The 25,107-nt window shown below is 72.7% G+C and carries 29 protein-coding genes; 13 read left to right on the plus strand and 16 right to left on the minus strand.

Features of this window, described 5'->3' with window-relative positions; genetic code table 11:
* Positions 1-278: 278 nt before the first annotated feature.
* Positions 279-1,439, minus strand: coding sequence for a mandelate racemase/muconate lactonizing enzyme family protein (locus IQ279_RS00170; RefSeq protein WP_206346186.1), 1,161 nt, complete (start codon positions 1,437-1,439; stop codon positions 279-281).
* Positions 1,440-1,551: 112 nt separating this feature from the next.
* Positions 1,552-2,511: an SGNH/GDSL hydrolase family protein gene (locus IQ279_RS00175; RefSeq protein WP_372445049.1), complete on the minus strand. Its 960-nt coding sequence runs from the start codon at positions 2,509-2,511 to the stop codon at positions 1,552-1,554.
* A 341-nt stretch (positions 2,512-2,852) separates the two neighbouring features.
* On the opposite strand from IQ279_RS00175, the gene IQ279_RS00180 reads away from it, so the two are divergent.
* Positions 2,853-3,347 carry a DUF3145 domain-containing protein gene (locus IQ279_RS00180; RefSeq protein ID WP_206346187.1) on the plus strand — a complete coding sequence of 165 codons (495 nt, stop codon included), beginning with the start codon at positions 2,853-2,855 and terminating at the stop codon, positions 3,345-3,347.
* Positions 3,348-3,627: 280 nt separating this feature from the next.
* Here the strand turns inward: IQ279_RS00180 and IQ279_RS00185 are convergent, their stop codons facing one another.
* The 5 genes from IQ279_RS00185 to IQ279_RS00205 form a co-directional block, all read right to left on the minus strand.
* Positions 3,628-4,890: a beta-ketoacyl-[acyl-carrier-protein] synthase family protein gene (locus IQ279_RS00185; RefSeq protein ID WP_206346188.1), complete on the minus strand. Its 1,263-nt coding sequence runs from the start codon at positions 4,888-4,890 to the stop codon at positions 3,628-3,630.
* Positions 4,891-4,977: 87 nt separating this feature from the next.
* Positions 4,978-5,226, minus strand: a complete 249-nt coding sequence (locus IQ279_RS00190) for an acyl carrier protein (RefSeq protein ID WP_093848993.1) — start codon at positions 5,224-5,226, stop codon at positions 4,978-4,980.
* A gap of 86 nt (positions 5,227-5,312) precedes the next feature.
* The gene (locus IQ279_RS00195; RefSeq protein ID WP_206346189.1) at positions 5,313-6,317 is read right to left on the minus strand and encodes a ketoacyl-ACP synthase III; all 1,005 of its coding nucleotides are present in this window, start codon (positions 6,315-6,317) and stop codon (positions 5,313-5,315) included.
* A gap of 14 nt (positions 6,318-6,331) precedes the next feature.
* On the minus strand, positions 6,332-7,288 hold the full coding sequence (locus IQ279_RS00200; protein WP_206346623.1) for an ACP S-malonyltransferase: 957 nt from the start codon (positions 7,286-7,288) through the stop codon (positions 6,332-6,334).
* Positions 7,289-7,388: 100 nt separating this feature from the next.
* Positions 7,389-8,591 carry a PucR family transcriptional regulator gene (locus IQ279_RS00205; RefSeq protein WP_206346190.1) on the minus strand — a complete coding sequence of 401 codons (1,203 nt, stop codon included), beginning with the start codon at positions 8,589-8,591 and terminating at the stop codon, positions 7,389-7,391.
* A 154-nt stretch (positions 8,592-8,745) separates the two neighbouring features.
* Here IQ279_RS00205 and IQ279_RS00210 point away from each other — a divergent pair, with 154 nt between their 5' ends.
* Positions 8,746-9,321, plus strand: a complete 576-nt coding sequence (locus IQ279_RS00210; RefSeq protein ID WP_206346191.1) for a Uma2 family endonuclease — start codon at positions 8,746-8,748, stop codon at positions 9,319-9,321.
* A gap of 26 nt (positions 9,322-9,347) precedes the next feature.
* Here IQ279_RS00210 and IQ279_RS00215 read toward each other — a convergent pair whose 3' ends face one another.
* Complete coding sequence (locus IQ279_RS00215) at positions 9,348-10,619, minus strand: MFS transporter (RefSeq protein WP_307791940.1); 1,272 nt, start codon at positions 10,617-10,619, stop codon at positions 9,348-9,350.
* Between the two features lie 74 nt (positions 10,620-10,693).
* Here IQ279_RS00215 and IQ279_RS00220 point away from each other — a divergent pair, with 74 nt between their 5' ends.
* The 4 genes from IQ279_RS00220 (at position 10,694) to IQ279_RS00235 (ending at position 13,254) form a co-directional block, all read left to right on the plus strand.
* Positions 10,694-11,296 carry a CGNR zinc finger domain-containing protein gene (locus IQ279_RS00220; RefSeq protein ID WP_206346192.1) on the plus strand — a complete coding sequence of 201 codons (603 nt, stop codon included), beginning with the start codon at positions 10,694-10,696 and terminating at the stop codon, positions 11,294-11,296.
* A gap of 392 nt (positions 11,297-11,688) precedes the next feature.
* The gene (locus IQ279_RS28740; RefSeq protein WP_372445050.1) at positions 11,689-11,808 is read left to right on the plus strand and encodes a hypothetical protein; all 120 of its coding nucleotides are present in this window, start codon (positions 11,689-11,691) and stop codon (positions 11,806-11,808) included.
* 38 nt (positions 11,809-11,846) lie between these two features.
* Entirely contained in the window at positions 11,847-12,170 is a 324-nt protein-coding gene (locus IQ279_RS00230) for a helix-turn-helix domain-containing protein (RefSeq protein WP_206346193.1), read from the plus strand.
* 409 nt (positions 12,171-12,579) lie between these two features.
* Positions 12,580-13,254, plus strand: a complete 675-nt coding sequence (locus IQ279_RS00235) for a pirin family protein (RefSeq protein WP_206346194.1) — start codon at positions 12,580-12,582, stop codon at positions 13,252-13,254.
* Here IQ279_RS00235 and IQ279_RS27640 read toward each other — a convergent pair.
* Positions 13,245-13,475, minus strand: coding sequence for a hypothetical protein (locus tag IQ279_RS27640; RefSeq protein WP_241027371.1), 231 nt, complete (start codon positions 13,473-13,475; stop codon positions 13,245-13,247). The two genes, IQ279_RS00235 and IQ279_RS27640, sit on opposite strands and share 10 nt — an antisense overlap.
* The gene (locus IQ279_RS27645) at positions 13,472-13,882 is read right to left on the minus strand and encodes a hypothetical protein (protein WP_241027372.1); all 411 of its coding nucleotides are present in this window, start codon (positions 13,880-13,882) and stop codon (positions 13,472-13,474) included. The genes IQ279_RS27640 and IQ279_RS27645 overlap by 4 nt, the downstream gene beginning before the upstream one ends.
* Positions 13,883-14,318: 436 nt before the next feature.
* On the opposite strand from IQ279_RS27645, the gene IQ279_RS00245 reads away from it, so the two are divergent.
* Both IQ279_RS00245 and IQ279_RS00250 read left to right on the plus strand, forming a co-directional pair.
* On the plus strand, positions 14,319-14,576 hold the full coding sequence (locus IQ279_RS00245) for a hypothetical protein (RefSeq protein WP_206346195.1): 258 nt from the start codon (positions 14,319-14,321) through the stop codon (positions 14,574-14,576).
* Entirely contained in the window at positions 14,573-15,112 is a 540-nt protein-coding gene (locus tag IQ279_RS00250; protein ID WP_206346196.1) for a hypothetical protein, read from the plus strand. Before IQ279_RS00245 ends, IQ279_RS00250 begins: the two co-directional genes overlap by 4 nt.
* Before the next feature lie 112 nt (positions 15,113-15,224).
* Here IQ279_RS00250 and IQ279_RS00255 read toward each other — a convergent pair whose 3' ends face one another.
* Complete coding sequence (locus IQ279_RS00255; protein WP_206346197.1) at positions 15,225-16,772, minus strand: peptidoglycan recognition protein family protein; 1,548 nt, start codon at positions 16,770-16,772, stop codon at positions 15,225-15,227.
* A gap of 879 nt (positions 16,773-17,651) precedes the next feature.
* Here IQ279_RS00255 and IQ279_RS00260 point away from each other — a divergent pair.
* Positions 17,652-18,107 carry a hypothetical protein gene (locus IQ279_RS00260; protein WP_241027373.1) on the plus strand — a complete coding sequence of 152 codons (456 nt, stop codon included), beginning with the start codon at positions 17,652-17,654 and terminating at the stop codon, positions 18,105-18,107.
* A 97-nt stretch (positions 18,108-18,204) separates the two neighbouring features.
* Here IQ279_RS00260 and IQ279_RS00265 read toward each other — a convergent pair whose 3' ends face one another.
* The 3 genes from IQ279_RS00265 to IQ279_RS00275 all read right to left on the minus strand — a co-directional run bounded on the left by IQ279_RS00265 (position 18,205) and on the right by IQ279_RS00275 (position 21,427).
* Positions 18,205-19,551: an SGNH/GDSL hydrolase family protein gene (locus IQ279_RS00265; protein ID WP_206346198.1), complete on the minus strand. Its 1,347-nt coding sequence runs from the start codon at positions 19,549-19,551 to the stop codon at positions 18,205-18,207.
* A 269-nt stretch (positions 19,552-19,820) separates the two neighbouring features.
* Entirely contained in the window at positions 19,821-20,534 is a 714-nt protein-coding gene (locus IQ279_RS00270; RefSeq protein WP_206346199.1) for a type 1 glutamine amidotransferase, read from the minus strand.
* A 74-nt stretch (positions 20,535-20,608) separates the two neighbouring features.
* A complete protein-coding gene (locus tag IQ279_RS00275) occupies positions 20,609-21,427 on the minus strand; it encodes a serine hydrolase domain-containing protein (RefSeq protein ID WP_206346200.1) in 819 nt (272 codons plus the stop codon).
* Positions 21,428-21,527: 100 nt separating this feature from the next.
* On the opposite strand from IQ279_RS00275, the gene IQ279_RS00280 reads away from it, so the two are divergent.
* Entirely contained in the window at positions 21,528-22,049 is a 522-nt protein-coding gene (locus IQ279_RS00280; RefSeq protein WP_206346201.1) for a MerR family transcriptional regulator, read from the plus strand.
* A 120-nt stretch (positions 22,050-22,169) separates the two neighbouring features.
* Here IQ279_RS00280 and IQ279_RS00285 read toward each other — a convergent pair whose 3' ends face one another.
* The gene (locus IQ279_RS00285; protein ID WP_206346202.1) at positions 22,170-23,066 is read right to left on the minus strand and encodes a DUF4429 domain-containing protein; all 897 of its coding nucleotides are present in this window, start codon (positions 23,064-23,066) and stop codon (positions 22,170-22,172) included.
* A 102-nt stretch (positions 23,067-23,168) separates the two neighbouring features.
* Here IQ279_RS00285 and IQ279_RS00290 point away from each other — a divergent pair, with 102 nt between their 5' ends.
* Both IQ279_RS00290 and IQ279_RS00295 read left to right on the plus strand, forming a co-directional pair.
* Entirely contained in the window at positions 23,169-23,375 is a 207-nt protein-coding gene (locus IQ279_RS00290) for a hypothetical protein (RefSeq protein ID WP_206346203.1), read from the plus strand.
* 140 nt (positions 23,376-23,515) lie between these two features.
* Positions 23,516-23,965: a peptidase inhibitor family I36 protein gene (locus tag IQ279_RS00295; protein ID WP_206346204.1), complete on the plus strand. Its 450-nt coding sequence runs from the start codon at positions 23,516-23,518 to the stop codon at positions 23,963-23,965.
* On the opposite strand, the gene IQ279_RS00300 is transcribed toward IQ279_RS00295, so the two are convergent.
* Positions 23,946-24,743, minus strand: a complete 798-nt coding sequence (locus IQ279_RS00300) for a potassium channel family protein (protein WP_372445051.1) — start codon at positions 24,741-24,743, stop codon at positions 23,946-23,948. The genes IQ279_RS00295 and IQ279_RS00300 overlap by 20 nt on opposite strands.
* Positions 24,744-24,812: 69 nt before the next feature.
* Between IQ279_RS00300 and IQ279_RS00305 the strand changes: the two genes are divergently transcribed.
* Positions 24,813-25,103, plus strand: coding sequence for a hypothetical protein (locus tag IQ279_RS00305; RefSeq protein ID WP_206346693.1), 291 nt, complete (start codon positions 24,813-24,815; stop codon positions 25,101-25,103).
* Positions 25,104-25,107: the final 4 nt, after the last annotated feature.

The raw sequence follows: 25,107 nt of genomic DNA on the forward strand, positions 1-25,107 counted from the left end.
ACAGCCGGCGCCCTCGGCGCCCGCCGGGGGACGGACGGCCGCCCCTCGCGGTGGATTCTGCGCCGGATGCCCGGATGTGTCACCACCGCCCGGGAGGCCGGCCGCCGCAAAGCCGCCCCCTGCCGGGCCGTACGTGACGCACCGTCCCCCGCCGCACCGGCGAAGCCGGCGCGCACGGGACCGCACGCCATCCCCGGCCTCCGAAGGCGTGCCCGCGCACCGGTGCGCGGCCGGGGCGCGCGGCCCGGCCGCCGTGAGCCCCCGGCAAGCGTCCCGCCTCACGACCGGGCTCCGCGCGGATCCCGCTTCTCCCAGCCCTCGGCCCACAAATCGAAGCGGGCCTGCTGCTGCGGGAACTCCGCCGCCGCGTCGGTGTCCAGCTCCACACCCAGGCCGGGGGCGTCGGGGAGGGAGAAGTAGCCGTCCACGACCTCCGGCGCGCCCTTGACCACCTTCTTGATCTCGGCGTCCGCGAAGTCGTTGAAGTGCTCCAGGATCTTGAAGTTCGGCGTGCAGCCGGCCAGTTGCAGGGAGGCGGCCGTCAGCACCGAGCCGCCCACGTTGTGCGGCGCCACCAGCATGTAGTGGGTCTCGGCGGTGGCGGCGAGCTTGCGGGTCTCCAGGATGCCGCCGAGGTGGCCCAGGTCCGGCTGGATGATGTCGGCGGCCTGGGACTCGAACAACTCGCGGAACTCGATGCGGTCGTGGATGCGCTCGCCGGTGGCGATGGGCATGTCCACCTTCTCCGCCACCTTGGCCAGCGCCTTGAGGTTCTCCGGCGGCACCGGCTCCTCCAGCCAGCTCGGCCGGAACGGCTCGACCTCGCGGGCGATACGGACGGCCGTGGCGGGGCTGAAGCGGCCGTGCATCTCCAGCAGCAGCTCGCACTCCGGCCCGATCGCGTCCCGCACCGCCTCCACCAGGGCCACCGAGCGCAGCGTCTCGGCGTGGTCCAGCTCGAAGTGGCCGGTGCCGAACGGATCGAGCTTGAGCGCCCGGTAGCCGCGCCCGACGACTCTCAGTGCCGCCTCGTGGTACGCCTGCGGGGTGCGCTCGACGGTGTACCAGCCGTTGGCGTACGCCTTGACCCGGTCGGTCACCCTGCCGCCCAGCAGCTGCCACACGGGCACGCCCAGGGCCTTTCCCTTGATGTCCCAGCAGGCCATCTCCACGCAGGCGATGCCGGACATCACGATCTCCCCGGCCCGCCCGTAGTCGCCGTACTTCATGCGCCGCACCAGGTCCTCGACCGCGAAGGGGTCGGATCCGGCGATGTGGTTGGCCTCGGCCTCGCGCAGATAGCCGACCAGGGCGTCGGTGTGACCGAGCATCCGGGTCTCGCCGACGCCGGTGAGTCCCTCGTCGGTGTGCACCTGGACGTAGGTCAGATTGCGCCACGGAGTACCGACGACATGCGTGCTGATCCCGGTGATGCGCACAGCGGCTGCCCTTCTCTGCCGTTCGATATTTCGTCACACGTTCGAAATGCTGGCGCGAATGTAATGACGGGCGCCGGTCGGCGTCAATGGGGCGGAGGCGGATTTCCGCCGCTCAGGCGGGCGGAGAAGCGGCGGTGACCTGCCGGTGCGCGATCTCGGCGAGTGCGCGCTGCCCCTCCGGGCCGGGATGGAACCAGTCCCAGGAGCTCAGCTCACGGGCGGTGAAACGGTATTCGTGCACCGCTCCGCCGTCGTGCCGGCAGCGCGTGTCGCGCTCGCAGGCATCCGCCAGCGCGGCGTTGTACGCCCGCACCCGCGCCGACACCTTCGCCCGCCGCTCTGCCGCCTCGGTGTCCGAGGCCTGCGCCCCGCCCAGCATCGACGGGCAGACGCCCAGCTGCCACACCTGCGCGGCCACCGGGTGGGACCGCCCCAGGGACCACAGCCGCTCCAGGTCCGGCACGCCGGCCACGTACACCTGGGTCTTCGGTGAGGCCCGGCGCAGGGTGCGCAGTGCCTCGGCGAAGTCGGCGCGGAACTCCTCCACCGGCGTCATCCGCTCCACCGTCGGCCGGCAGGCGTCGTTCGCCCCGATCAGCACCGTGACCAGCTCGGGCCGGTGCGCCGCGGCCTTCCGGGCCTGGGCGGGCAGCTCGGCCATCAGGGCGCCGGAGCGCGCGTGGTTCCAGGTCGTGGCGGCGGGGATGCCCAGCCGCCGGGCCAGGCTGTCCACCTCCGGGGAGGTGCCGGTGGCCCAGGACGCCTCCGGGCAGTCGTCCAGCAGCGAGCAGGCGTCGAAGGCGCGGGTGATGGAGTCGCCCAAGGCTGCCAGCGAGTCGGGGCCGGTCTCCCACGAGGGCGAGGGAGAAGGGGAGGGAGAAGGCGGGGAGGAGGGGCGGGCACCGGCGGACGCGCCCCGGGAGTGCGGCGCACCACCGCCGAAGCCGCCGCACGACACGGCGAACACGAGGAGGGCCACGGTGGCGGCGACCGCGGCCCAGGCGGCGGGCGGCGGTCCTCCGCGGCGGGCACGTACCGCAGGTGGAGGGCCGGACGGCGTGTCGTCTCGCACGGGTGCGCCCCCGTTCCTTCCTGTGTCCCGGTGGGGTGATGGTTCGGACGGGTGGGTTGACCGCCTCGGCCGACGGTACGTCACCCCATGGGTGCCGTGGCACGGTAGCTTTTGCCATGACGGTCCGAAAATGGCCGCCGGACACGTTTGACAGATTACATCGCGTCACTTGCTGTCCCTTTTAGGGAGAATCGGCACGGATAGTGTTTACTGTTCGTAACTTCGGGTGCCGGAAGACACGTGACCGATGGGACAAGATGTCGACCGGTGACCCGGCGCATGGCCGGCAGGGATTCGAGGCCGCCACGGAAGGTCGCACTCGAACCACACAGGAGGTCCCGGTGACGACACGTGGAGTTCTGTACGTGCACTCCGCCCCCCGCGCACTGTGCCCGCACGTCGAATGGGCCGTCGCGGGAGTGCTCGGCGCGCGCGTCGGCCTCGACTGGATCAAGCAGCCCGCCTCCCCGGGCACCTGGCGCGCGGAGCTGTCCTGGCAGGGCGAGCCGGGTACCGCCTCCAAACTCGCCTCCGCGCTGCGCGGCTGGCGCATGCTCCGCTTCGAGGTGACCTCCGAGCCCTGCTCCACAGCGGAGGGCGAGCGCTACAGCTCCACCCCCGAACTGGGCATCTTCCACGCGGTCACCGGCATGCACGGCGACATCCTCATCCCCGAGGACCGGCTGCGCGCCGCCGTGGACCGGGCCGCGCGCGGCGAGACCGAGCTGGAAGCCGAGATCTCCAAGCTCCTGGGCAAGCCCTGGGACGACGAACTGGAGCCCTTCCGCTACGCGGGCGAGGGCGCCCCGGTGCGCTGGCTGCACCAGGTGGTCTGACACCGGTGCGGCCGCGCGACGACGTGGCCGTACCCACCGGGCCCGGAGCCCGCCCGGCCCGTGCGCCCCACCCCGGCCGTGCGCCCCGCAGGACCGAGCCCGGCGGACCGGACGGTGCCCGCCCGCCCCCGCCCCGGGCGCGGTGACGGCTCACGGCCTCCCGCGCGGCCCCGGCCTCCGCCTTCTGTACCCACCCCCGCCCGAACCCGTCTCCTCCGCACGCCCGAGGGGCCCGCCGGACGGTGTCCGGCGGGCCCCTCGGGCGGTGCTCATGCGGCGTTCACGCTGTGCGGAAGGCCACGACGACGTTGTGGCCGCCGAAGCCGAAGGAGTTGTTGATCGCCACCAGCGGCCCCTCGCCCAGCGGGCGCGGCCCGCCGGTCACGATGTCGGCGTCGATCTCCTCGTCCAGGTCGTCGACGTTGATGGTCGGCGGCGCCGTGCGGTGGTGCAGCGCCAGCACCGTCGCCACCGTCTCGATACCGCCCGCGCCACCCAGCAGATGACCGGTCATGGACTTGGTGGCGGAAATGGCGACATGGTCCAGGTCGGAACCCAGCACCTTGCGCAGCGCCTTGATCTCGGCGACGTCGCCCTGCGGGGTGGAGGTGGCGTGCGCGTTGAGGTGCGCGATCTCCGAAGGGTTGAGACCGGTGCTCTCCAGCAGGCCCTGCAGGGCGTCGGCGATGCCCCGGCCGGCCGGCTCGGGCTGCGCGATGTGGTGGTTGTCCGCGGACAGGCCCTGCCCCAGCACCTCGCAGTAGACCTTCGCGCCGCGCCGGGCGGCGTGCTCGGCCGACTCCAGCACGACGACGCCCGCGCCCTCGCCGAGCACGAAGCCGTCGCGGGCCCTGTCGTAGGGGCGCGAGACCTTCGCCGGGTCCCCGTCGTTCTTCGACAGCGCCATCATGTTGGCGAACGCCGCGATGGGCAGCGGGTGGATCGCAGCCTCGGTGCCGCCCGCGACGACCACGTCGGCGCGTCCGGTACGGATCATCTCCACGGCGTAGCCCACCGCCTCGGCGCCCGAGGCGCAGGCGCTGACCGGGGCGTGCACGCCCGCCTGGGCGCCCACCTCCAGGCCCACGTTGGCCGAGGGGCCGTTGGGCATCAGCATCGGCACGGTGTGCGGGGAGACGCGGCGTACGCCCTTCTCCTTGAGCACGTCGTACTGGTCGAGCAGGGTGGTGACACCGCCGATGCCGGAGGCGACGACGGTGCCGAGCCGGCCCGGGTCCACCTGTCCGCTCTCCCCGGCGCGGCCCTCGAAGCCGGCGTCCGCCCACGCCTCGCGGGCCGCGATCAGCGCGAACTGCGCCGAGCGGTCCAGCTTGCGGGCGAGCGGACGGGGCAGGACCTCGGACGGGTCGACCGCCGCCCGCGCGGCGATCCTCACGGGCAGTTCGGCCGCCCACTCCTGCTCCAGGGCCCTGACCCCGGAGCGGCCGGCGAGCAGGCTCTTCCACGTCGATGCGCTGTCGCCACCCAGCGGTGTGGTTGCGCCGATACCGGTGACGACCACGGTGTGGTGGGTCGCGTTCACAGGAATTTCTCCACTGGTAGGGGAAGTGCGGTCATCCGCCACCGCGGGGCGGGTGGCGACAAACGCTTCAACGGGTGTGCGGACCGGTCAGTCCTGGTGGTTGAGGATGTAGTCCACCGCGTCGCCGACGGTCTTGAGGTTCTTGACGTCGTCGTCCGGGATCTTGACGCCGAAGCGCTCCTCGGCGGCGACGACGACCTCGACCATGGACAGCGAGTCGACGTCCAGGTCGTCGGTGAAGGACTTGTCCAGCTGGACGTCCTCGGTCGGGATGCCGGCGATCTCGTTGACGATCTCGGCGAGACCCTCGACGATCTCTTCCTTGGTGGCGGCCATGGTGGCGCTCCTTCGTTTCGTGTTACGCGTGGTGGGTTGTGGTCCGGTGTACTGCGGTCCGGTGTACTGCGGCGCGGAACATCCGGCTATGGGAGGGTAACGACCGTCGCCGCGTAGACGAGACCCGCCCCGAAGCCGATGACGAGCGCGGTGTCGCCGCTCTTCGCCTGCCCGGTCGCCAGCAGCCGCTCCATGGCGAGCGGAATGGAGGCGGCCGAGGTGTTGCCGGTGGTCTCCACATCACGGGCGACCGTGACGTGCTCCGGCAGTTTGAGGGTCTTCACCATCGAGTCGATGATCCGCATGTTGGCCTGGTGCGGGATGAAGACGTCCAGGTCGTCGGAGGTGAGCCCGGCCGCCTCCAGTGCCTGCTGGGCGACCTTGGCCATCTCGAAGACGGCCCAGCGGAAGACCGTCTGGCCCTCCTGGCGGAGCGCCGGGAACTTCTCGACCTCGCCCTCGCGGTAGTCGTCCCACGGCACGGTCTGCGAGATGACGTCCGCCTTGTCGCCCTCAGAACCCCACACCGTGGGGCCGATGGCGGGCTCCTCGGACGGGCCGACGACGACCGCCCCGGCGCCGTCGCCGAAGAGGAAGGCGGTGGTGCGGTCCGTCAGATCCGTCAGGTCCGACAGCCGTTCGACGCCGACGACCAGCACGTACTGCGCGCTGCCCTCCACCACCAGGCCCTTGGCGATGGTCAGTCCGTAGCCGAAGCCCGCACAGGCCGCGGAGATGTCGAAGGCGGCGGCCTTGCCGGTGCCCAGCCGGTGGGCGACCTCGGTGGCGATCGAGGGGGTCTGCTTGAAGTGGGAGACGGTCGAGATCACGACCGCGCCGATCTGCTCGGGGGTGATCCCCGCGTCCGCGATCGCCTTGCCCGCCGCGGCGAGCGTCATCTCGGCGACGGTCTCCTCCGGCCCGGCCCAGTGCCGGGTGGTAATGCCCGAACGGGAGCGGATCCACTCGTCGGACGAGTCGATGTGCTTGAGGATCTCCTCGTTGGGCACCACGCGGGTCGGACGGTAGCCGCCGACTCCGAGGATGCGCGCGTACGGTGCGCCCTTCGCGGGCCTGATCTTCGCGGTCATGCTCTCGCAAGCTCCTATCGACTGCTGTCCGGCCGCTGGGCCGCGGGAGAGACGTGCTCGGCGATCAGCTCACGGGCCGCGTCGAGGTGCTCGGGGGTCTTCAGCGCCAGCGTCTTCACGCCCGGCAGGGCACGCCTGGCCAGGCCGGTGAGGGTGCCGCCGGGGCACACCTCGATCAGCGCGGTGACGCCCATCTCCTTGAACGTCTCCATGCACAGGTCCCAGCGCACCGGCCCGGCCACCTGCCGCACCAGCCGCTTCAGGACCTCGCCGCCGTCGGAGACCGCCTGCCCGTCCCGGTTGGAGACGTAGGGCACGCGCGGGTCGTTGGGCGCCACGCCCTCGACGGCCTTCGCCAGCGCGTCGACGGCCGGGGCCATGTGGTGGGTGTGGAAGGCGCCCGCCACCGACAGCGCCTTGACCATCCGCACACCCTCCGGCTTGTCCTCGGCCAGGGCGGCGAGCTGCTCCATGGTGCCGGCGGCGACGATCTGGCCGGCGCCGTTGACGTTGGCCGGGGTCAGCCCCAGCTTCTCCAGATGCGCCGTCACCGCCTGCTGATCACCGCCGAGTACGGCGGCCATGCCGGTCGGGGTGACGGCGGCGGCCTCGGCCATCGCCCGGCCCCGGGTGCGCACCAGCGCCATCGCGGCCTCGGGGGTGAGGACTCCGCCGACCGCGGCTGCGGTCAGTTCGCCCACGCTGTGGCCCGCGACGGCACCGAGGGAGTCCAGCGGGACGCCCTCCAGCAGCGCCTGCGCGGAGACCAGCCCCGCCGCCACCAGCAGCGGCTGGGCCACGGCCGTGTCGCGGATCCGCTCGGCGTCGGCCTCGGTGCCGTAGTGCACCAGGTCCAGGTCGACGGCGGCCGACCACTCACGCAGCCGGTCGGCGACGCCGGGGAGTTCGAGCCAGGGAGTCAGGAAGCCGGGCGTCTGGGCGCCCTGGCCGGGAGCGACGAGTACGAGCACTCTCACACTCTCTCTTGTCGACGGATGTCCACGCCGGTGGGGACCGGCACGAAGAACGGTCAGGGGAATTGTGGGAGGCCGACAAAACCGATGGGCATGACTATATCTGCCCGCCCCTGTCTGCCAGGCGACCCAGGATCAGCGCGACGCGCAGCGTGAACGCCGAACGGACGTCCGAGGGAGACCATCCGGTGACGTCCGTCACACGTCGCAGCCGGTAGCGAACGGTGTTGGGGTGCACGAACAGCATCCGCGCGGCCCCCTCCAGACTGCTGGCCTGCTCCAGATAAACACTCAAGGTTTCCAGGAGAGCGGCTCCGGCCTCCTGGAGCGGTCTGTAGATCTCCTCCACCAACAGCGCCCGCGCGGTGGGATCCGCGGCCATCGCGCGCTCGGGCAGCAGATCGTCCGCGAGCACTGGGCGCGGCGCGTCCGGCCACGCGGCGCACGCCTTCAGCCCGGCGGCGGCCGCCTGTGCCGACCGCGTCGCCGACAGCAGGTCGCCCACCACGGGACCGGCCACCACCGGGCCCGCGGCGAACGGACCGATCAGCGACTTGGCGACGTGCAGCGGATCGTCCGAGCCGCCGGCGATGACCACCAGCCGGTCGCCCAGCACCCCGGTCAGCACCTGGAGCTTGGCGTGCCGGGAGGCACGCCGGATCGCCTCCACCGTCAGCTCGCTGTCCCCGTCGGGCGCGGTGCCCAGCACGACCGTCACATGCTCGGGGGAGCTCCAGCCCAGCGCCGCCGCACGGGAGACGGCCCCCTCGTCGGCCTCTCCGGAGAGCACGGCGTTGACCACCAGCGACTCCAGCCGCGCGTCCCACGCGCCGCGAGCCTCGGCGGCCTGCGCGTACACCTGGGCGGTGGCGAACGCTATCTCGCGGGCGTAGACCAGCAGCGCCTCGCGCAGTACGCCCTCGTCGCCGGGTGCGGCGACCTCGTCGATCGCCGCCTCCACGACCTCGATGGTGGTGCGGACCATCTCCACGGTCTGCCGCAGCGTGATCGTCCGCGTCAGCTCGCGCGGTGCGGTGCCGAACACGTCCGTGCTGATCGCCTGGGGCGTCTCGGGGTGTCGGAACCACTCGGTGAACGCCGCGATGCCCGCCTGCGCCACCAGGCCGATCCACGACCGGTTCTCCGGTGGCATCGCCCGGTACCAGGGCAGTTGCTCTCCCATGCGGGTGAGGGCGGCGGCGGCCAGCTTGCCGGAGGACTGCTCCAGCCGCCGCAGCGTCGCGGGGTGCGGGTGGGGGCGCTGCTTGTCGGGTGCTGGTGTCTGAGTGGGTTCTGGCACGGGACAAGACTGCCTTATTGGTACGGCCGTGTGGGTGGCGGGTGTCGGATCCGTACAACGGGCGGGGCCCGGAACGGTGCCCGCCCGGCGCCGGCGCGTACGGCTTACGGTGACGGCGGAGCCGGTCAGGGGGTTCTGTGCTCAGGGGAGCGCTATGTCCGTCGACTACGAGCGTATGGCCGAGATCGCCGAGGAGCTGAGCAGGCACATCCTCGAGGAGGTCCGGGCCGTCGAGATCAGCGGCGAAGAGATCGTCATGATGATGTCCCCGGGCAATCAGCACGAACTGATCGTCCGCCGGGTGGGCAAGCAGCTCGACGCCCAGGTCGATCGGCAGGGGGTGGATCTCATCGCCCACGGCGGTGCCGACCTGGAGGACCGCGCTGTAGGAGTCAGACGGCGGCCGGACGTGATGGTCTTCCCCGAGAGTTGCCTGGAGACGGGCGAGGCCGTCCACCCTCACGAGGGCGAGGTCGAGGTCGGTGTCGTGGTCGTCTCGCGGACCAACCCGGAGAACGGCTACGAGGGGAAGACCCGCGACTACCCGGCGATGGGCATCCCCTACCACCTGTTGCTCGACCCCCGGAAGGGCAACGGGGCGCTCTGCTCCGGCATCCACCGCACCCCGGAGGGCCCGCGCTACGGCACGTCCACGGAGTTCGCCTTCGGCGAGACGGTGCGGGTGGGCGACTGGACGGTGGACACATCCGTCTTCCCGACGTACGGCTGAACGCCCCGGCGCGGAGGCTCAGCCGCTCAGCCGGAGGTCCGATGCCCGCGGGCCCGGGCGCCGGCCCGGGCGGCCGGCTTTCCGGCCGGGCGCGGACGGGGACGCAGGAGTCGGTGGAGCCCGGCGGCGGCGAGCTGGAGGGCCGCGATCCCCAGCAGCAACAGGTGCGGCGGCAGCCCGGCCACGGCCCCGGCGAGTGCCGAACCGCAGGCCGCCGCCGAGATCTTCAGCCCCGCCCCGATGGTGAAGACCTGTGCCCGCACCCCGGGCGGGGAGTGGTCGGCGCGGATGCGCAGCGTGGCGCTCAGCAGCGGCCCCTCGAAGACGCCCACCACCGCGAACAGCACTGCCTGCGCGGTGAACGAGGGCATGGCAGCGGCGGCCGCCAGGCCCAGTCCCGCACCGGTCAGGCAGAGGGGGACCAGACGCCGGGCGGGGAAGGACCGCAGCCACCGGGCCACCGCCAGGGAACCCGCCAGCGCTCCGAGAGCCAGCGCCGTCATCAGCACGCCCCCGGCGTCCGGGCGGCCCCGGTCGCCGGCGAGGAGCACCGCGGTGGTGGTCAGGCCGCCGACGCCGACGAAGGCCAGGGAGGTGGCGACGGTGACCGCGCGCAACTCCCGCAGGTGCCACATCGCCGCCAGCCCCGCCCCGAGATCGGCCCGCAGCGTCCTGCGGGGCTCCGGGCCGGGCGCCGCGGTTCCGTCCCCGCTTTCGCATCCGCCCGCATCCGCCCGCCCGTGCGGCAGCGCCGCCGCGGTGGCGGCCGCACCTGCCGCCGAAACGGCCAGCAGCAACACGGCCGGGGCGGGCGAGGCCAGCGCGGCGATCACGCTCACCAGGGCGGGACCGGCCACCGACACGGCGTTGTAGGTGGCCGCGTCCAGGGCGTACGCGCGGTCGCGGTCCGCCCCCTCGGGCACCAGACGTGCCAGCAGGCCGGACAGTCCGCCGGTGGCCACCGGGCCGCAGCCGCCGCCGAGGGCGGCGACGGCCAGTACCACGGGCAGGGGCGCGCGTCCGGTGATCGCCGCCAGCACCGCGATGCCGGCAGCGAGGCCGCCCAGCGTGCCCAGGTAGAACAGCCGGGGGTTGCGGGCCCGTTCGGCCAGCGCCCCCGTCAGCGGCGCGGCCAGTACGTGCGGGGCCATCCAGGCGGTGAGCACGAACGCGCCCTGGGCGGCGCTGCCGGTGCGGTGCATCGCCAGCATCACCACGGCCACCGCCATGCCCTCCTCGGCGAGCCGCGCGAGGAGGGCGGTGGCCAGATAGGGCCTCAGCCCGGTGTGCGGACGCACGGGCGCCTCCCGAGGTGTAACGCCATTTTGGAAAAAGACGTTACCCTGTGCGGGGCCGGCGAGGGGAGAGATATATGAACGACGTGGTCACCGGACGCGGATTCCGGCCGGCCCGGCGGCTGGTCGAACTCGCCAACGCCCTCCGCGCCGAACCGGAGTTGCCGCGGGAGGAGCTGGCCGGGTTGCTCGTCCGCCACGGTGAGCGGCCCGAGGACCTCACCGAGGAGGCGTTCCCGCCGGCCTGCGCGGCCGAACTGCGCTCCGCCGTCGCCCGTATGACGGCCGTACTGGCCGAGACCGACACCGGCCGGGCCGCCCGCGCGCTCAACGGGATCCTCGCCGAGTGCGGTGCCCGCCCCCGCCTGACCGACCACGGCGGGCGCCACCCCTGGCACCTCCACGTCGACCGGGACGAGGACGCGGGCTGGGCCGACTGGTTCCTGGCCGCGAGCGCCCTGGCCCTGGCGCAGATCCTCACCGAGTACGGCCGCGCCGCCTGGGGCGAGTGCGCCGCCCCCGGCTGCTCCGCCTTCTACCTGGACACCGGCCCCGGCAGCGCCCGCCGCTACTGCTCGGCCACCTGCGCCTCCCGCGCCCGCGTCGCGGCCCACCGCCGCCGCCGGAGGGAGGACGGCAGGGGCGACCCGCCCGGCCGGATGGGCGGGCGGGCGGTGTGAGGTGAAGTGGAGGAGTCGGCCGCCTTCCGAGTCGACCGGTCCTTGACCTTTGGGGGTTGCCTTGTGTCAGTTTCGCCGATCTGATCACTCGATCGGGTGGCTGTCGCCAGTGCGGCGGAGGCTGACGGAAGGCATCGGGTTTAGTGATTGCTAAACTCGATGAAAGGGTGCAGACCGGAAGACCGGTGGGATGTATACCTGACCGGCGAGGTGGATCAATGGCTTCACGAGCTCGAGAAAGTTGACTCCGAGTCGTATGCGCTGGTCAACCAGGCCATCTGAGCCCTGGCGTGCAGCGGTCCGGCTGAAGGGCGCCCTCTCGTCGATCGGGTCAAAGGGTCGGTGCCGCAAACCTCAAGGAGTTGAGGCCGGGATCGGCAGGGCGCGGCGAGGTGCGCATCCTGTTCATGTCCGATCCATGGCGTTCGTCGGTTCTGCTGGCCGCGGGCGACAAAGCCGGCAACTGGAGCACTTGGTACCGCGAAGCGATTCTCCGAGCGGAACGGTTGTAGGCGGTCTGTCCGGCTGAGCGCGAGGAGGAGATGGGGCAGTGAACGGTTTCGTCAAGTGGTCGGAGAGCGGGCATCGTCAGCGTGCGGAGGAACTGGCCGGGGGGAAGGCGGAGTTCGAGGAGGGTGCGCGCCGTCTGCTGGCCGAGGCGAGAGCCTGGAGGCTGGTCGAGATGAGGCGGGAGCGCGGCTTCACCCAGACCGAGGTGGCCGCGCGGATGGGGATCAGCAAGGGGCGTGTCTCGCAAATCGAAAGCGGTCAAGTATCGGGGAGTGAGGTTATCGCGCGATATGTCCAGGCGCTCGGTGGCAGCCTCATGATGGTCGCCGTCTTCGACGACGGGGACCTGCGCAAGGTGGGCTGAGCCCGTTCGCTCGTTCGCACGGAGGGACTCGGCGGAATCCGTGGAGGAAGCCACCCCGGGGGAGCCGCCGAAGGCCCGCAGCCGCCTCCAGCGGGCCCGGCGGCGGACGACCCCGCCGGGCCGGGGGTTGCTCCCCTGGCCGCTCCCGGCCGGTCTCTTCAGGCGGTCGCGTACGGGGTCGGGGTGGGCAGGCCCCGCTGGCGTCCCTGAGCGCTCCGGGCGTACGTTTCCCGCAGGGAGAGGGGGCGGACGGTATGGACCGGAGCATCCGCGCTGTGGAGGACGTACTGAGGCTGCTGAACGGGCTGTTCGCCCCGGGGCCGACCGCTGGACGGCGCTGTTCCGACGGGAGGCGTGAGGGAGTACGGCCGTCGTGTGGGATGTCGGCCCGTCCGCGTACGGTGGAGGAATGCTGCACATATGGCGCGATGCGGACCGTTATCGGGGCGGGGACCCGGCGGCCGGCATCGAGACACGGCATGCCTTCTCCTTCTCCGGCTTCTACGAACCGTCCAACACGCGCTTCGGGCTGCTGGTCGCCTGCAACGAGGAGCGGCTCGCGCCGGGCGCGGGCTTCGCCGAGCACCCGCACGCGGACGTGGAGATCGTCTCGTGGGTGGTCGAGGGCGAGCTGACGCACGAGGACTCGGCCGGCCGCCGCGTTACCGTGCGGCCCGGGGACGTGCAGCGGCTGAGCGCCGGCCGCGGCATCCGGCACGTGGAGCGCAACGCCGGGAGCGAGCCGCTGCGGTTCGTGCAGATGTGGCTGGTGCCGGGGGTGTTCGGGGGCGAGGCGGAGTACGAGGTCGTGCGCGGTATAGCCGACGGCACCCCCTACGCCCTGGCCCGCGCCGACGCGGTGCTGCACGTGCGGCGGCTGGGCGCGGGGGAGCGCACGGCGGTGCCGGACGCCCCGTGGGTGTACGTGCACGTGGTGCGCGGCGGGCTGAGCCTGGGCGGTGAGTCGCTGGAGGCGGGCGACGCGGCGCGGATCGGGGGAGCGCAGGGGCTGGAGGCGTCCGGAGGCGGGGCCGGGGCCGAGGCGCTGGTCTGGGAGATGCACTCCGAGCCGTCCTACGGCTGAGACCGCCTCTCCACGACGGGCTCCGGGGCGGACTCCGGTGCCGGGAGGGCGCCGGAGCAGGTGGCGCGCCCGTAGGAGCCGAAGGCGGTGGCGCGCTGGACGTGCCTGCCGCGGATGGCGAGGGTGCAGCTGGCCTCGCCGCCCTCCTCGCCGAGGAGGATGCTGACGGTGGGCTCCTTGCCCTGGGGCACCTCCACGGTCCTCTTCCACGGCAGTGTCACGTCCGAGGCGATGGTGGCCTTCCCGACCTCGCTGCGGGCGAGGTAGGTGATGTGGGCCTTGCCCTCCCCCCCCGCACCTCGTAGGTGACCTCGGCGGTGGGGAGGGCTCGCTCCCCGAGCTCGTCCCCGGTGTTCAGGACGCCGTAGCCGACGAGGCCGGCGCAGGCGAGTACCAGGGCGGCGGCGACGGCCGCCACGCGCCGGTCCACGCCCTGTTCGGACGTTCCCTTTCCCTTTCCGGTTTCGCCGTCGGTGGAATCGGTGGAACCGGCGAAATCCACAGGGACGGTTTCCGGGTCACCCGGCACCGGATCGTCCGGGCGGTCGGCCGATTCGTCCGTCTGCGTCTGCGCGAGTTCCTTTTCCTCGTCGGGTGTGTCCGGGGGCCCGGACATGTCCTTGCTCATGACGATCCCTTTCCGAGAACGCGGACATGTGAACACGGCGTTCTACACCATGCGCGCGCCCCGTGGCCAGCGAAGGAAAAAAAGCATCCCAATCCATCCCATCGATCCGTCGTGATCTGCGGCGATGAGGCGGCGAACCGGTGAAGTGCCCGTTATTTCCACACGCTTGGCGGGGGTCGGAAACACGCGTAGAACCCTCCGTCGGCTGCGAGAGCCGTCGTGACCGGCGGGCGACGCATTCCTTGGCGAAACCCCTCTTCAGGGGTTCCTTCTGGGGGTGCGTCGTCCAGCCCCCACGCCGTAACGCCGATTTCACGGCCATGTTCCGTCCGTAGGCCGCCCCGTTTCCCGGGGCGGTTGCTTCGGCCTGCCCGCATTCCGCGCGTACGCAAGCGCGGGGGAGACGCGGGACCGGCCGGGAAAGGAATTCGGCAAGATGAGAAAGCGGTACCGAAGACTGCTTTCCGGACTCGTCGTGTCGGCCGTCATGGGCACCCTGCTGCCGCAGGTGGCGTACGCGGCCCCGGCGTCCGAAGAGGGCGACGACGGCGGCAAGGGCATCGTCGACACCGTCGCTGACTGGTTCTCCGGCGACGAGGACGACGGCGAGGCGGCCCCGCCCGCCGACGGCAGGGCGGCGCTGCCCAGCCGCGAGAAGCTGCCCAGGGGGAAGAAGGCACCGACGGCGAGGTGAAGGGCTATCAGGTCGCCGCCGCCGATCAGGAGTCGCTGACGCCGAAGGCGGACCGGGACGAGTGCCGGCCGCTGGCCGACCTGACCGCCTACGGCACCGGACGTACGCCCCGAGCGCGGGCGTTCGCCGCCCAGGGGTTCGCCGGGACGGGGCAGGAGACGGCCGGGCGGATCGTGACGGTGTCGCTGCTGTCCTACGACGGCGATGGCGCGGCCCGGACGGTGGAGGGCGTGCGGTCGGCGATCGAGGCGTGCGGCGCCGGGTTCACCACCTCGGGCAACAACGGCGGGGAGACGGTCCGCTACACGGCCGTGGAGGAGATCGAGGCGCCCGGGAGCGGTGACGAGGCGGTCGCGGTACGGCTGGTGGGCGAGGCGGAGGGCGCCGAGGTGCCGATGCACTTCGCGGTGGTGCGCTCCGGGGCGTCGCTGGCGCAGTTCATGAGCCTGAACGTCAAGTCGCCGTCGGGCGCTTCGGTGCCGCAGGACATCGTCACCGCGCAGGTGGGCAAGCTCGCCGGGGCCGCGGCCGACTGAGCGAGCGGTGAGTACGGGACCGGCCGCCCCGGTGTACGGGGCGGCCGGTCCTGTTCCCGGTTCCGGTCTCGATTCCGGTTCCGACTCCGGTGCCGCTCGGTCGCGGGGTGGGTCAGGAGGACGCGGCGGCCTTGGTGCGGATGGCCGGGAGCTGGGAGTAGAGGTTCGCTCCCGGGCACAGGGTCGCGTAGCCGTCGCGGTGGCCGGAGATCCGGTACAGCGTCGCCCGCTCGCCGTTCTTCCAGACGCCGGTGTCGGCGGCCGCGGTGAGCGTCACCCTGCCGGCCGGGTCGGCGCCGTACAGGCCGAGCTTCCAGCCGGAGATCCGGGCGATGGCGTCCAGTGCGGCCTGGGTGGGCCGGCCGCCGTCCTCGTAGTTGCCGAGCAGGGAGACGCCCGCGGAGTTGCCGTTGAAGCCGTAGGTGTGGGCGCCCCGGACCGCCTTGTCGACGCCTCCCGCGCGGCCTTCGAAGATCGTGCCGCACTTGTCGACGAAGAAGTTGTAGCCGATGTCGTTCCAGCCGTTGGTCTTCACGTGGTAGGTGAGGATGCCCCGGATGATGGAGGCCGACTGGGTGCAGGTGTAGCTGTTCGTGCCGGCGGTGTGGTGGACGAAGACGGCGTCCACCCGGCTCATGTAGGAGGGCGGGTCCTCCACCAGCGACTCGTCGGCGCCCCACTGGGCGCGGCTGACGATCCGCGGCGTCTGCGTCTCGGACGGTGAGGGGGCCGGGGCGGTGGTGGACGGCTCACCGGTGGGTTCGGTGCTGGGGTCGGCGGACGGTTCGCCGGTGGGTTCGGTGGAGGGCTCCGGTGTCGGTTCGCCGGTCGGCTCTCCGGTGGGTTCGGTGGAGGGGTCGGCGGACGGTTCGCCGGTGGGTTCGGTGGAGGGCTCCGGTGTCGGTTCGCCGGTCGGCTCTCCGGTGGGTTCGGTGGAGGGTTCCGGGCTCGGCTCCCCGGTGGGAGCCTCTGTGGTGGGCTGCTGCGACGGCTCCTGGCCGGGCTCGGGCTCCTCCGTGGCGGAGGTGGAGGGGGACGGCTCCGTGGAGGGTTCGCCCTGGCTGGGCTCCGGCGTCGGCTCCGTGGTGGGCTGCTGCGACGGCTCCTGCGATTTCCCGCCTCCGTTCATGTCGCCGACCTTGCGCCAGCCGTCGCCGATGTCCTCGCCCAGCACGCCGGGGTCGATCATCACCAGGCTTAACCCGCCGGGCAGTTCGGCCGACTCCCCGCCTTCCGCCAGGACCCGTGCCTCGACCCCGTCGGACTTGCCGACCCACAGGGGCTCGGAGGCCCCGCGCACTCCGCTGTCCCTGCCCTCGTCGGTCTCCGGCGGCCGTATGTCGAGGTCGAGGTCCTGCCACCGCGTCCACTGCCCGCTCTGCGCGCTGCGGGTGCGTATCTGGGCGGTGCCGTCGAGTTCGGCCTCCGGGTCCTCCCAGGAGACACCGAGCATGGAGAAGGGCCGGGTGTCCTTGCGCGGCACCGAGCGCTCCCCCGGGGCACCGCCCTGGAACGTCTCGGTGTACGCGGCCACGGGCCGCATCCTCTCGCTGCGGGCCTGCTCGTCCGAGGTGTCCGAGGAGGTGGCGACGGCAACCGTCGTCACCACCGACCCCCCGAGCACGACGGAGCCGACCGCCAGCCAGGTCCGACGCTTCATGTCCGCCGGCCTGCGGCCGCGGCCTCTGTTCGATCCCACGTGTTCCAAACCCCCTCTGGAAGATCCCGGTGCGTCCGGCGGCCGCCGCTCTGTCTCCGCCCCTTCGGCGGTCGGCGGGCTCGGGCCCCGACGCGGACAGCGGACGGAAGCGGCCGTACGAGCGGCACGGGCCGTGTGCGACGACTCGTCGTACGCGCCGGGCACTGTGGCCGCCGGCGGCTTCCGCCCTGATGGCCCGCGGCACGCCCCGCCGTTCCCGGGGCGCGATGACGAGCCCCGGCCCAGGGCGGTGGCACCGCGACCGGTACGTACGGCGGATCGGAGTGCGGCCGGCCTTCCGTCCACTGTCGGACGGGCCGGTTATACCCCAGAGCATCACCATGCGTCATTCGTGAAAAGAAAAGCCCGAAAAGGGGCACGGTGGCGCGCAGGAACGGAGTGGGAGCGGGCGGCCACCGGTTCCGGTGCGGGCGGCGGCCGCCGCCCGCACCGGAACCGATCCGTATGGGAAGCCCGTCGCCACCAGGGGTTCGTGGGATCCGGCGCCGGAACCGTGGTGGTGCCGACCGAGCGTGGACGAGGTTCCGCATGGCCGCCCGCAGCGCATGCGTCCCGCTACCGCCCGGGCTCCGGCGCAGATTGTGTACGGCTGAAGTTCACGCGGAATTCCCCTGGGCGCGGAGGCGGTACGGTTCCTCTCCCCGGCCCGGCTCCGGGAGCTTCGCTGACACCGCGTAAACGTGAGTACCGCCACACCGTGAGGGCGTGACCAGGCAGTATGCGGCGGCGCTTGGTGAGGGGGAGGGGATGGAACCCTCTCCCGGGCGGCGTCCGGCGTGCCGCCGCCCGCTGCCGAGCCGAACGCGAGGGGAGACGCTCATGGGTACGGAGACCACGGCGAGACCCACGGCCGGAAGGATGCGCGGGCATGTGGCGCGGTTCGTCACGGACCTGACGTCGGGGAGGGCCGGGCACCGGCTGCCCCTGGACTACTCGGTGAACAGCCTGCGCATCGTGGACGCGGTGATCGAGGGCATGCGCCGCCAGGGTCCGGACCCCGCCGGACGTGTGGCGGAGGCCCTGTTCGGTCTGGGCGGGCACCTGGGGGAGGTGATGGTCCGGCAGGCCGGGGCGGTGTGGGTGGACCTCGACACCGGGCAGTGCGAGCGGTCCGGGCAGTCGGTGGGTGTGCGGATGCCCGATGGGCGCGTGTGGAACCCGCTGGGCAGGGTGGCCAACCGCTTCGCGTACGGCTCGCAGGATTCGGTGCGGACGTTCTACCTGATGCTGCACGGCCGGCACCGCCCCGGTGAGGCCGGTTCCGACGCCGCCTGACGGCTTCGGCCCGTCCACGGCCATCGCGCGTGCGGTCGTGGACGGGCCGAAGGGCGGCGCGGGTGGCCGGCGCGGGTGGCCGGCGCGGACGGCCGGACTAGCGGAACAGGCGGCCGGGCACGGCGGCGGCCAGCCGGCCGTAGCCGGCGGGGTTCAGATGGAGCCAGTCGCCGTCGTGGAGGCCGGGGTGGAGCCGCTCGGGGTCGGCGGGGTCGCGGACGGCGCGGTCGAAGTCGATGACGGAGTCGAAGCGGCCGCTGGTGCGGATCCACTCGTTGACCGTCTGCCGGGCGCGTTCGCGGTGCCCGGCCGGGTCGTCGTACATCTCGTTGCCGCCGAAGGGCAGCAGTGTCGCGCCGTGGACCTCGATGCCGTGTGCGTGGGCGCGGGTGACGATCTGCTCGTAGGCGGCGATCAGGTCGGCCGCGACCCGCTTCTGCGCGGCCTCGGTGGCCGCCGCGGTGCCGATGTCGTTGACGCCCTCGAAGACGATCAGCGACTCCACCCCGGTCTGTGCCAGCACGTCGCGGTCCAGCCGGGCCAGGACGTTGGGGCCCAGCCCGTCGTCGAGGACGCGGTTGCCGCCGGCGGCCTGGTTGAGAACGGCGAGGCGGGCGGTGCCGCGGCGGGTCTGGAGGCGGTCGAACCACTGGTCCGTCCAGCGGTCGTTGCCGTTGGTGGTGGAGCCGCGGCCGTCGGTCAGGGAGTCGCCCAGGACGGCGACCGCCCGGGTGGACCCGGCCGACCACGTCTCGACTCCGCTGAGGAAGTACCAGTGGTCGGCCGCCGTCGCGCCCGGCAGGTCCTCGGCCGAGACGTGGTCACCGCGCAGGAGGTGGGAAGTGGTGCGGGAGCCGGGGTGGGAGGTGATGTCGTTCGATGCCTGGCCGTCGGCCAGATAGAGGGTGACGGCGAGACCGGCCCCCGCGGGCACCCGCATGTCCACCGGGTCGGAGACCACCTGGGCCCCGACCGGGACGAGAGCCGAGGGCCTGCCGCTGAAGGTCAGCGGGCGGGAGGTGCCCGGACGTATCGCGTCGGTCCCGGCCTTCCCGCCCTCGGGGAAGGCCACGGAGGCGGCGGTGATGGGCAGGTCCGCGCCGCCGAAGGCGTTGGAGAAGCGCAGCCGCACCTTGTCGCCGCCGACCGTGACGCGGATGGTCTGCCGCAGCGTGGTGTCCTCCATCACCAGCCCCTCGTCGGTGAAGGGGGCGGGCGGCATGTTGTGGGGCTCGGTGAGCTGCGGCATCGACGTCCAGGTGTTCACCCAGTGCCGGGCGGCCCTCTTCGGCGCCGCCGGAGCGGCGGAGGTGTGGATGCCCGTCCGGTCCCCGGCGCCGGGGGCCGGGGTGTCCAGGGCGCCGGTGGCCTGGGAGGTCACGAGCACGGTCGCCGCGAGGGCTCCCGCGGTGAGCAGGCCCGTCAGGGACGATCTCCGTCTCATGGGCACTGCGACCTCCAGGGTCCGTCGCCGTCCGGTGGGCGTGAGCGACCCTAATGGGCTCGGGCGGAAAGACAAGAGGAATTCGTGAACTCGCCTGATTAATTTGCTCGATGAGGGATGGCGGGATGTTGAGGGATCCCTGGGCCGGGCCTCGCGGGCCTCGCGGGCCACCCGGGGCACGGGCGACGGACGGGGGAGGTTTGCGACCGCGTCCGCGGCTTCGCCGGACGGCAGGTCGCACGGGCCGGTCGCTCGGCCGTCGCGATCGCTCAGCCGCCGCGTACGAGTGAGGCGAAGCGGAGGGCGACGGTGCGCCACACCCCGGCCGAGGCGGGCTCGTCGGCCTCCGCCCGGCGTGCGGTCTCGGCGGGATCGAAGCCCAGGCGCCGCAGCCGCTCCGGGTCCCACGCCCTTACCTGTGCGGCCGTCACCTCGGGGTGGAACTGCGTGCCCCATGCCCGGCCGCCCACGGCGAACGCCTGGTACGGACACCGCTCGCTCCGTGCCAGCCACCGGGCGCCCGGCGGGAGTTCGGTGATGGCGTCGACATGGTTCTCGATCGCGGCGGTACGGTCGGGCAGCCCGTGGAAGAGCGGGTCGCCCGCCGCCTCGGGACGCAGCGCCAGCGGTGTGCTGCCGACCTCCGGCTCACCGTGTTCCGCCGCGACCTTGCCGCCCGCGACCTGGGCCAGCATCTGGCCGCCCAGGCAGATCCCGAACACCGGGACGCCGCCGTCCAGTGCCTCGGCGACCAGGGCGCGTGTGGGGACGAGCCAGGGGGCGCGGGTGTCGTCGTCCGGCAGGTAGCCGCCGCCGAGGACGAGGACGCCCCGGTGCCCGCCCGTCCGGGCGGGCACCGGCTCGCCGTCGTAGGCGCGGACGACGTCCAGCGCCACACCGCCCTCGGCCAGCCAGGCGCCGAACCGGCCCGGTCCGCCGTTCGGGGTGTGCTGCACCGCCAGTACGCGCGGCTGCCCGCCCATGTGCCGCTCCTTCCCGCTCCGGCCTGCGGCCGGCCCGTGGTCGGTCGGTGCCGGCCTGCGCCGGCCGGCGTGTCTCAGCGCCCGCGCAGTTCGGCCAGTACCGCGTCGGTGAACGGCGGCCACGCCTCGATGGCCCAGGGCCCGAACGCCCGGTCCGCCAGGGCCGCACAGGCGGCGCCCGCGTCCGGGTCCACCCACAGGAACGTACCCGCCTGCCCGAAGTGGCCGAAAGCGCGCGGTGAGGAGGAGGCGCCCGTCCAGTGCGGGGACTTGCCGTCGCGGATCTCGAAGCCCAGACCCCAGTCGTTGGGCTTCTGGTTGCCGTAGCCGGGCAGGACGCCGGGCAGACCCGGGAAGACCACGGACGTGGCCTCCGCGACGGTGCGCGGATCCAGCAGGCGCGGGGCCTGGAGTTCGGCGGCGAAGCGGACCAGATCGGCCAGGGTGGAGACGCCGTCCTTGGCCGGGGAGCCCGGCAGGTCGGTGGCGACCATGCCCAGGGGGGCGAGGACGGCCTGGCGCAGATACTCGGGGAAGGGGATGCCGGTGGCCTTGGCGAGGTGGTCGCCGAGCACCTCGAAACCGGTGTTGGAGTAGATCCGGCGGGTGCCCGCGGCGGCCATCGTGCGCTGCTCGTCGAAGGCCAGGCCGGAGGTGTGGGCGAGCAGATGCCGCACCGTCGAGCCCTCGGGACCGGCCGGCTCGTCCAGCTCGATCGCGCCCTCCTCCACGGCGATCAGCGCCGCGTAAGCCGCCAGCGGCTTGGTGACCGAGGCGAGCGCGAAGCGGTGACCGGCGGGGCCGTGTGTCCCGGCCACCGTGCCGTCGGCGGTCACGACGGCCGCCGCCGCCGTTGTGACCGGCCAGTTCTCGATCATGCGCAGGCTGTCCATGCTCCTGAGCCTAACCCGGGGCTCGGCGGGCAGGTGTGGCGGGATTTCGCCCCCGTTATTCACTTGCCTGGAGCGCACTCGAACTCCGTAGCGTTCCCCCATGACCGTGACGCAGACGCAGACGCAGACGCAGACGCAGGTGCAGACGGGGACGGACACGGACACGGAGGCCGGTGGGGAGACCGGGGAGCCGCTGACGGACGTGTGCGCGGCGGCCGAGGTGCCCCACCCGCGGCCGGACGGGCGGGACCGCTACACGATCAGCGAGGTCGCCGCGATCACCGGTCTGAGCGCCCACACGCTGCGCTGGTACGAGCGGATCGGGCTGATGCCGCACATCGACCGCTCCCACACCGGACAGCGACGCTTCACCAACCGCGACCTGGACTGGCTGGCCTTCGTCGGCAAGCTGCGTCTGACGGGAATGCCGGTGGCGGACATGGTGCGCTACGCGGAACTGGTGCGTGCGGGCGACCACACCTTCGAGGAGCGGCAGGAGCTGCTGCGCGCGACCCGCGAGGACGTCAGCCGCAGGATCGACGAGCTGCGGAGCACACTGGCGGTCCTCGACTTCAAGATCGACTTCTACGCGGACGCCCGCCGGGCGTCGGAGAGGTTCTGAGGGGCCGGACGAGCCGGGGGACGGAAGTGAACGGCGCGGCGCGGCTCGGCTCGGTGAGGCGGGACGGGAGCGGGCCCGTCCCGCCGCGTGGCCCGTCGTGCCCACGACGCCCGGCAGGGCTCACAACTCGGCGAGGAGCTCGGCCTTCTTCGCGCTGAACTCCTCGTCGGTGACCAGCCCGGCCCCGTGCAGCTCGCCCAGATGCCGGATGCGGTCGGCGATGTCGGCGGGGGCGGGCCGGAACGCGGCGGCCGGATCCACCGCGCGGGAGACGGGAGCCGCCGCCTCCGGCACCGGGGCGGGCTCGGCCGCCCGTACCGCCTCCAGCACGGAGGCCGCCAGCGGCAGCGACTCGTGCACCAGGCCGTAGCCGAGGCCGAAGACGACGGCGGCCGGATCCTGGTCGGCCTCGGGGTGCTCCCGGTCCTCCGGCTCGCCGCGGCGGATCAGCCGCAGATGGCCGCCCACGACCTCCGGTGAACGCCATCGGACGCCCTGCAGCTCGCCGACCGGGAAAGACTGGTCGCCCGCCTTCCACTTCACGGAGGAGGCACCGGTCCAGAACCAGCGGAAGGAGACCGCCCGGCCGTCGAAGGAGACCTTGCCGTCGTACGCCTTGAACTGCAGCGGAGCGGCGGGTGCGGCGACCAGATGGCGGTCGGCCGGCTCCTGCGCCCGGGGGCCGAGCACGGAGGACAGCTCGCTGATCCAGGCGGCGGCCAGGGGCTCGTGCTCGGCGGGGAGCACCAGGCGGTACGGGTCGCTGGTCTCCCTGAGCTGCCCGGCGGCGGCCTCCATCAGCGGATCGGCGCCCGGGCGCGGCTCGGCGCGGAGCACGACCGTGCCCCGTCTGGTGCCGGGGGCCAGCTCGGCAGACCTCAGCGCCTCGTAGGGGACGCGCCGCTCACCGAGCACGTGGAACAGCTTCGGAGTGCGGATGCCCCGTTCGAAGCGGATGAGCACGGAGTCGGTGTCGAACTCCCAGGAGGAGTTAATTCCGGCCAGCACGTCACCCATACGGGTCATCGTATGCGTCGGCGCCCGGGTCTTCCTCCCTCGCCGTGCCGCATACGTCACACCTCGTCCACCCGGTGGCGGCCGCCCGTACCGACGACCGTCATGTCGGCCGGACTCCCGGTGCCCGCCCGCCCCCGACGAGACCCCGCGCAGACGGCCGAGGCCATGGGCCGGGTGGTGCGCGACTCCTTCCTCTCCGGCGTGGGACCGGCCTTCACCCTCGCCCGGATCCTGGCAGTCCTGGCCGCGGGCATCGCGCTGTCCACCAAGGGCGGCCGGCATGACACGGTTCCCTCGGTGCATGTCTGACCCGGCGGGAGGCTGTGGACAACCGGAAGGTTGTGGACAACTCCGTTACCCGTCCCGGTGAAACGGCCGGTCTGCCCTTGGCAGGCCGGCCGACCCGTGTCGAAGCTGATCGCACAACGACCGACACGGGGGAGATCCACATGCGTCACGTACACCGCACTCACCACGTCCGCGCCCCGCGCATCCGCACCGGCCGTGGTCACAGGGCTTGCCGGGCCGCACTGACCGCGGTCCTCCTGACCGCGGCCGCCGCGGTGCTCACGGTCCTGACACCGCAGACGGCCGTGTCGGCGGCAGCACCGGCACCGAGACTGGGGGAGTGCGCGGCCGGAGAGCTGTGCCTGTGGGAGCGTGCGGACTTCAAGGGGCCGCGCCGCACCCACGAACTGGCGGACACCGACATCGAGAGCTGCGTGCCGCTGCCGAAGGGCACCTCTGCGGCCTCGCTCGCCAACCGCACCGGGCGGCCCGTCACGGCCTACCAGAGCGCGGAGTGCGCCGAGACCGGCGAGTTCGACACCTATCCGTCGGGCAGTTGGGCGCCGCGGGCGGACTACCGGGTGCGGGCCGTCAAGATCTGGGAGAGCTGACGTGGCCCGCCGCGCCCGTGACCGCCCCGTCCCCAGGGCCACCGGAACCCGCGAGCCCGCCCCGCAGCTCCGCGACCTCCGCCCGCAGAGCACGTACCTCGGCTGTCAGGTCCTCGATCGCGGCGGTCTGCCGCCGTTCCGCGGCGTCCTCCTCCTCGAACCGGGCGATGAACCAGGCCGCGATATTGGCGGTGACCACACCGAGCAGCGCGATCCCGGAGAGCATCAGCCCGATGGCCAACAGCCGGCCCAGACCGGTGGTCGGCGCCAGATCGCCGTAGCCCACCGTGGTCATGGTGGTGAAGGACCACCACACCGCGTCGCCGAGTGTCGTGATGTTGCCGTTCGGGGAGTCCCGCTCCACCTCCAGGACGGCCAGCGACCCGAACACCAGCAGTCCCAGGCACGAGCCGGCCACATAGGTGGTCACCCGCACCCGGGAGGCCATCCGGGCCCGCTGCCCGACCAGCAGCAGCGCGGAGAGCAGGCGCAGCAGGCGCAGCGGCTGGAGCAGGGGGAGCAGCACGGCCAGCAGCGCGAGCGGCTGGCTGCGCACGAAGGCCCACCGTCGCGGGGCCAGCCTGAGCCGTACCGCGTAGTCCAGGGCGAACGCCGCCCAGACCCCCCACTCCACAGCCCTGCACGCGTCCCGTACCCACGGAGCGAGGTCCGTGCGCACGATCGGTACGGCATAGGCGACGGCGAAGAGGACGGACAGCAACAGCAGTGGTCCCTGCGTCCGGCGTTCCCAGCGTTCCTTGGCCTGTATGTCCGCCATGCCCGGCATCGTACGGGGCCTCCGGGGTATCCGAGGCCACAGCCCGGTCCGACGACCCTGGGAGGGAACATGACGGGCACGCGGTACTTCGAAGGCAAACGGCGTGGCGGTGGTGACCTCACCGGGGACGAGCGCTCGACGTTCGGCGTCATCGGTGCGGTCTGCGCGGTCGTCGGGCTCTTCGTGATGGGGTTCGTACTCGGTCCCATCGCGATGGTCTGCGGCTGGCTCGCCATGGGGCGCCGCTGGAACACCCGGTCGAAGGCGGCGGTGGTGGCCGTGGTCCTGGGCGCGCTGGACACCGTCTTCGGCCTGATATGGCTCCTCACCGCCTCCGGCTCGTGGGGGCTGTGGCTGTGACGGG

This window comes from Streptomyces verrucosisporus (assembly GCF_017114865.1).
Classification (GTDB): Bacteria; Actinomycetota; Actinomycetes; order Streptomycetales; family Streptomycetaceae; genus Streptomyces; species Streptomyces fenghuangensis.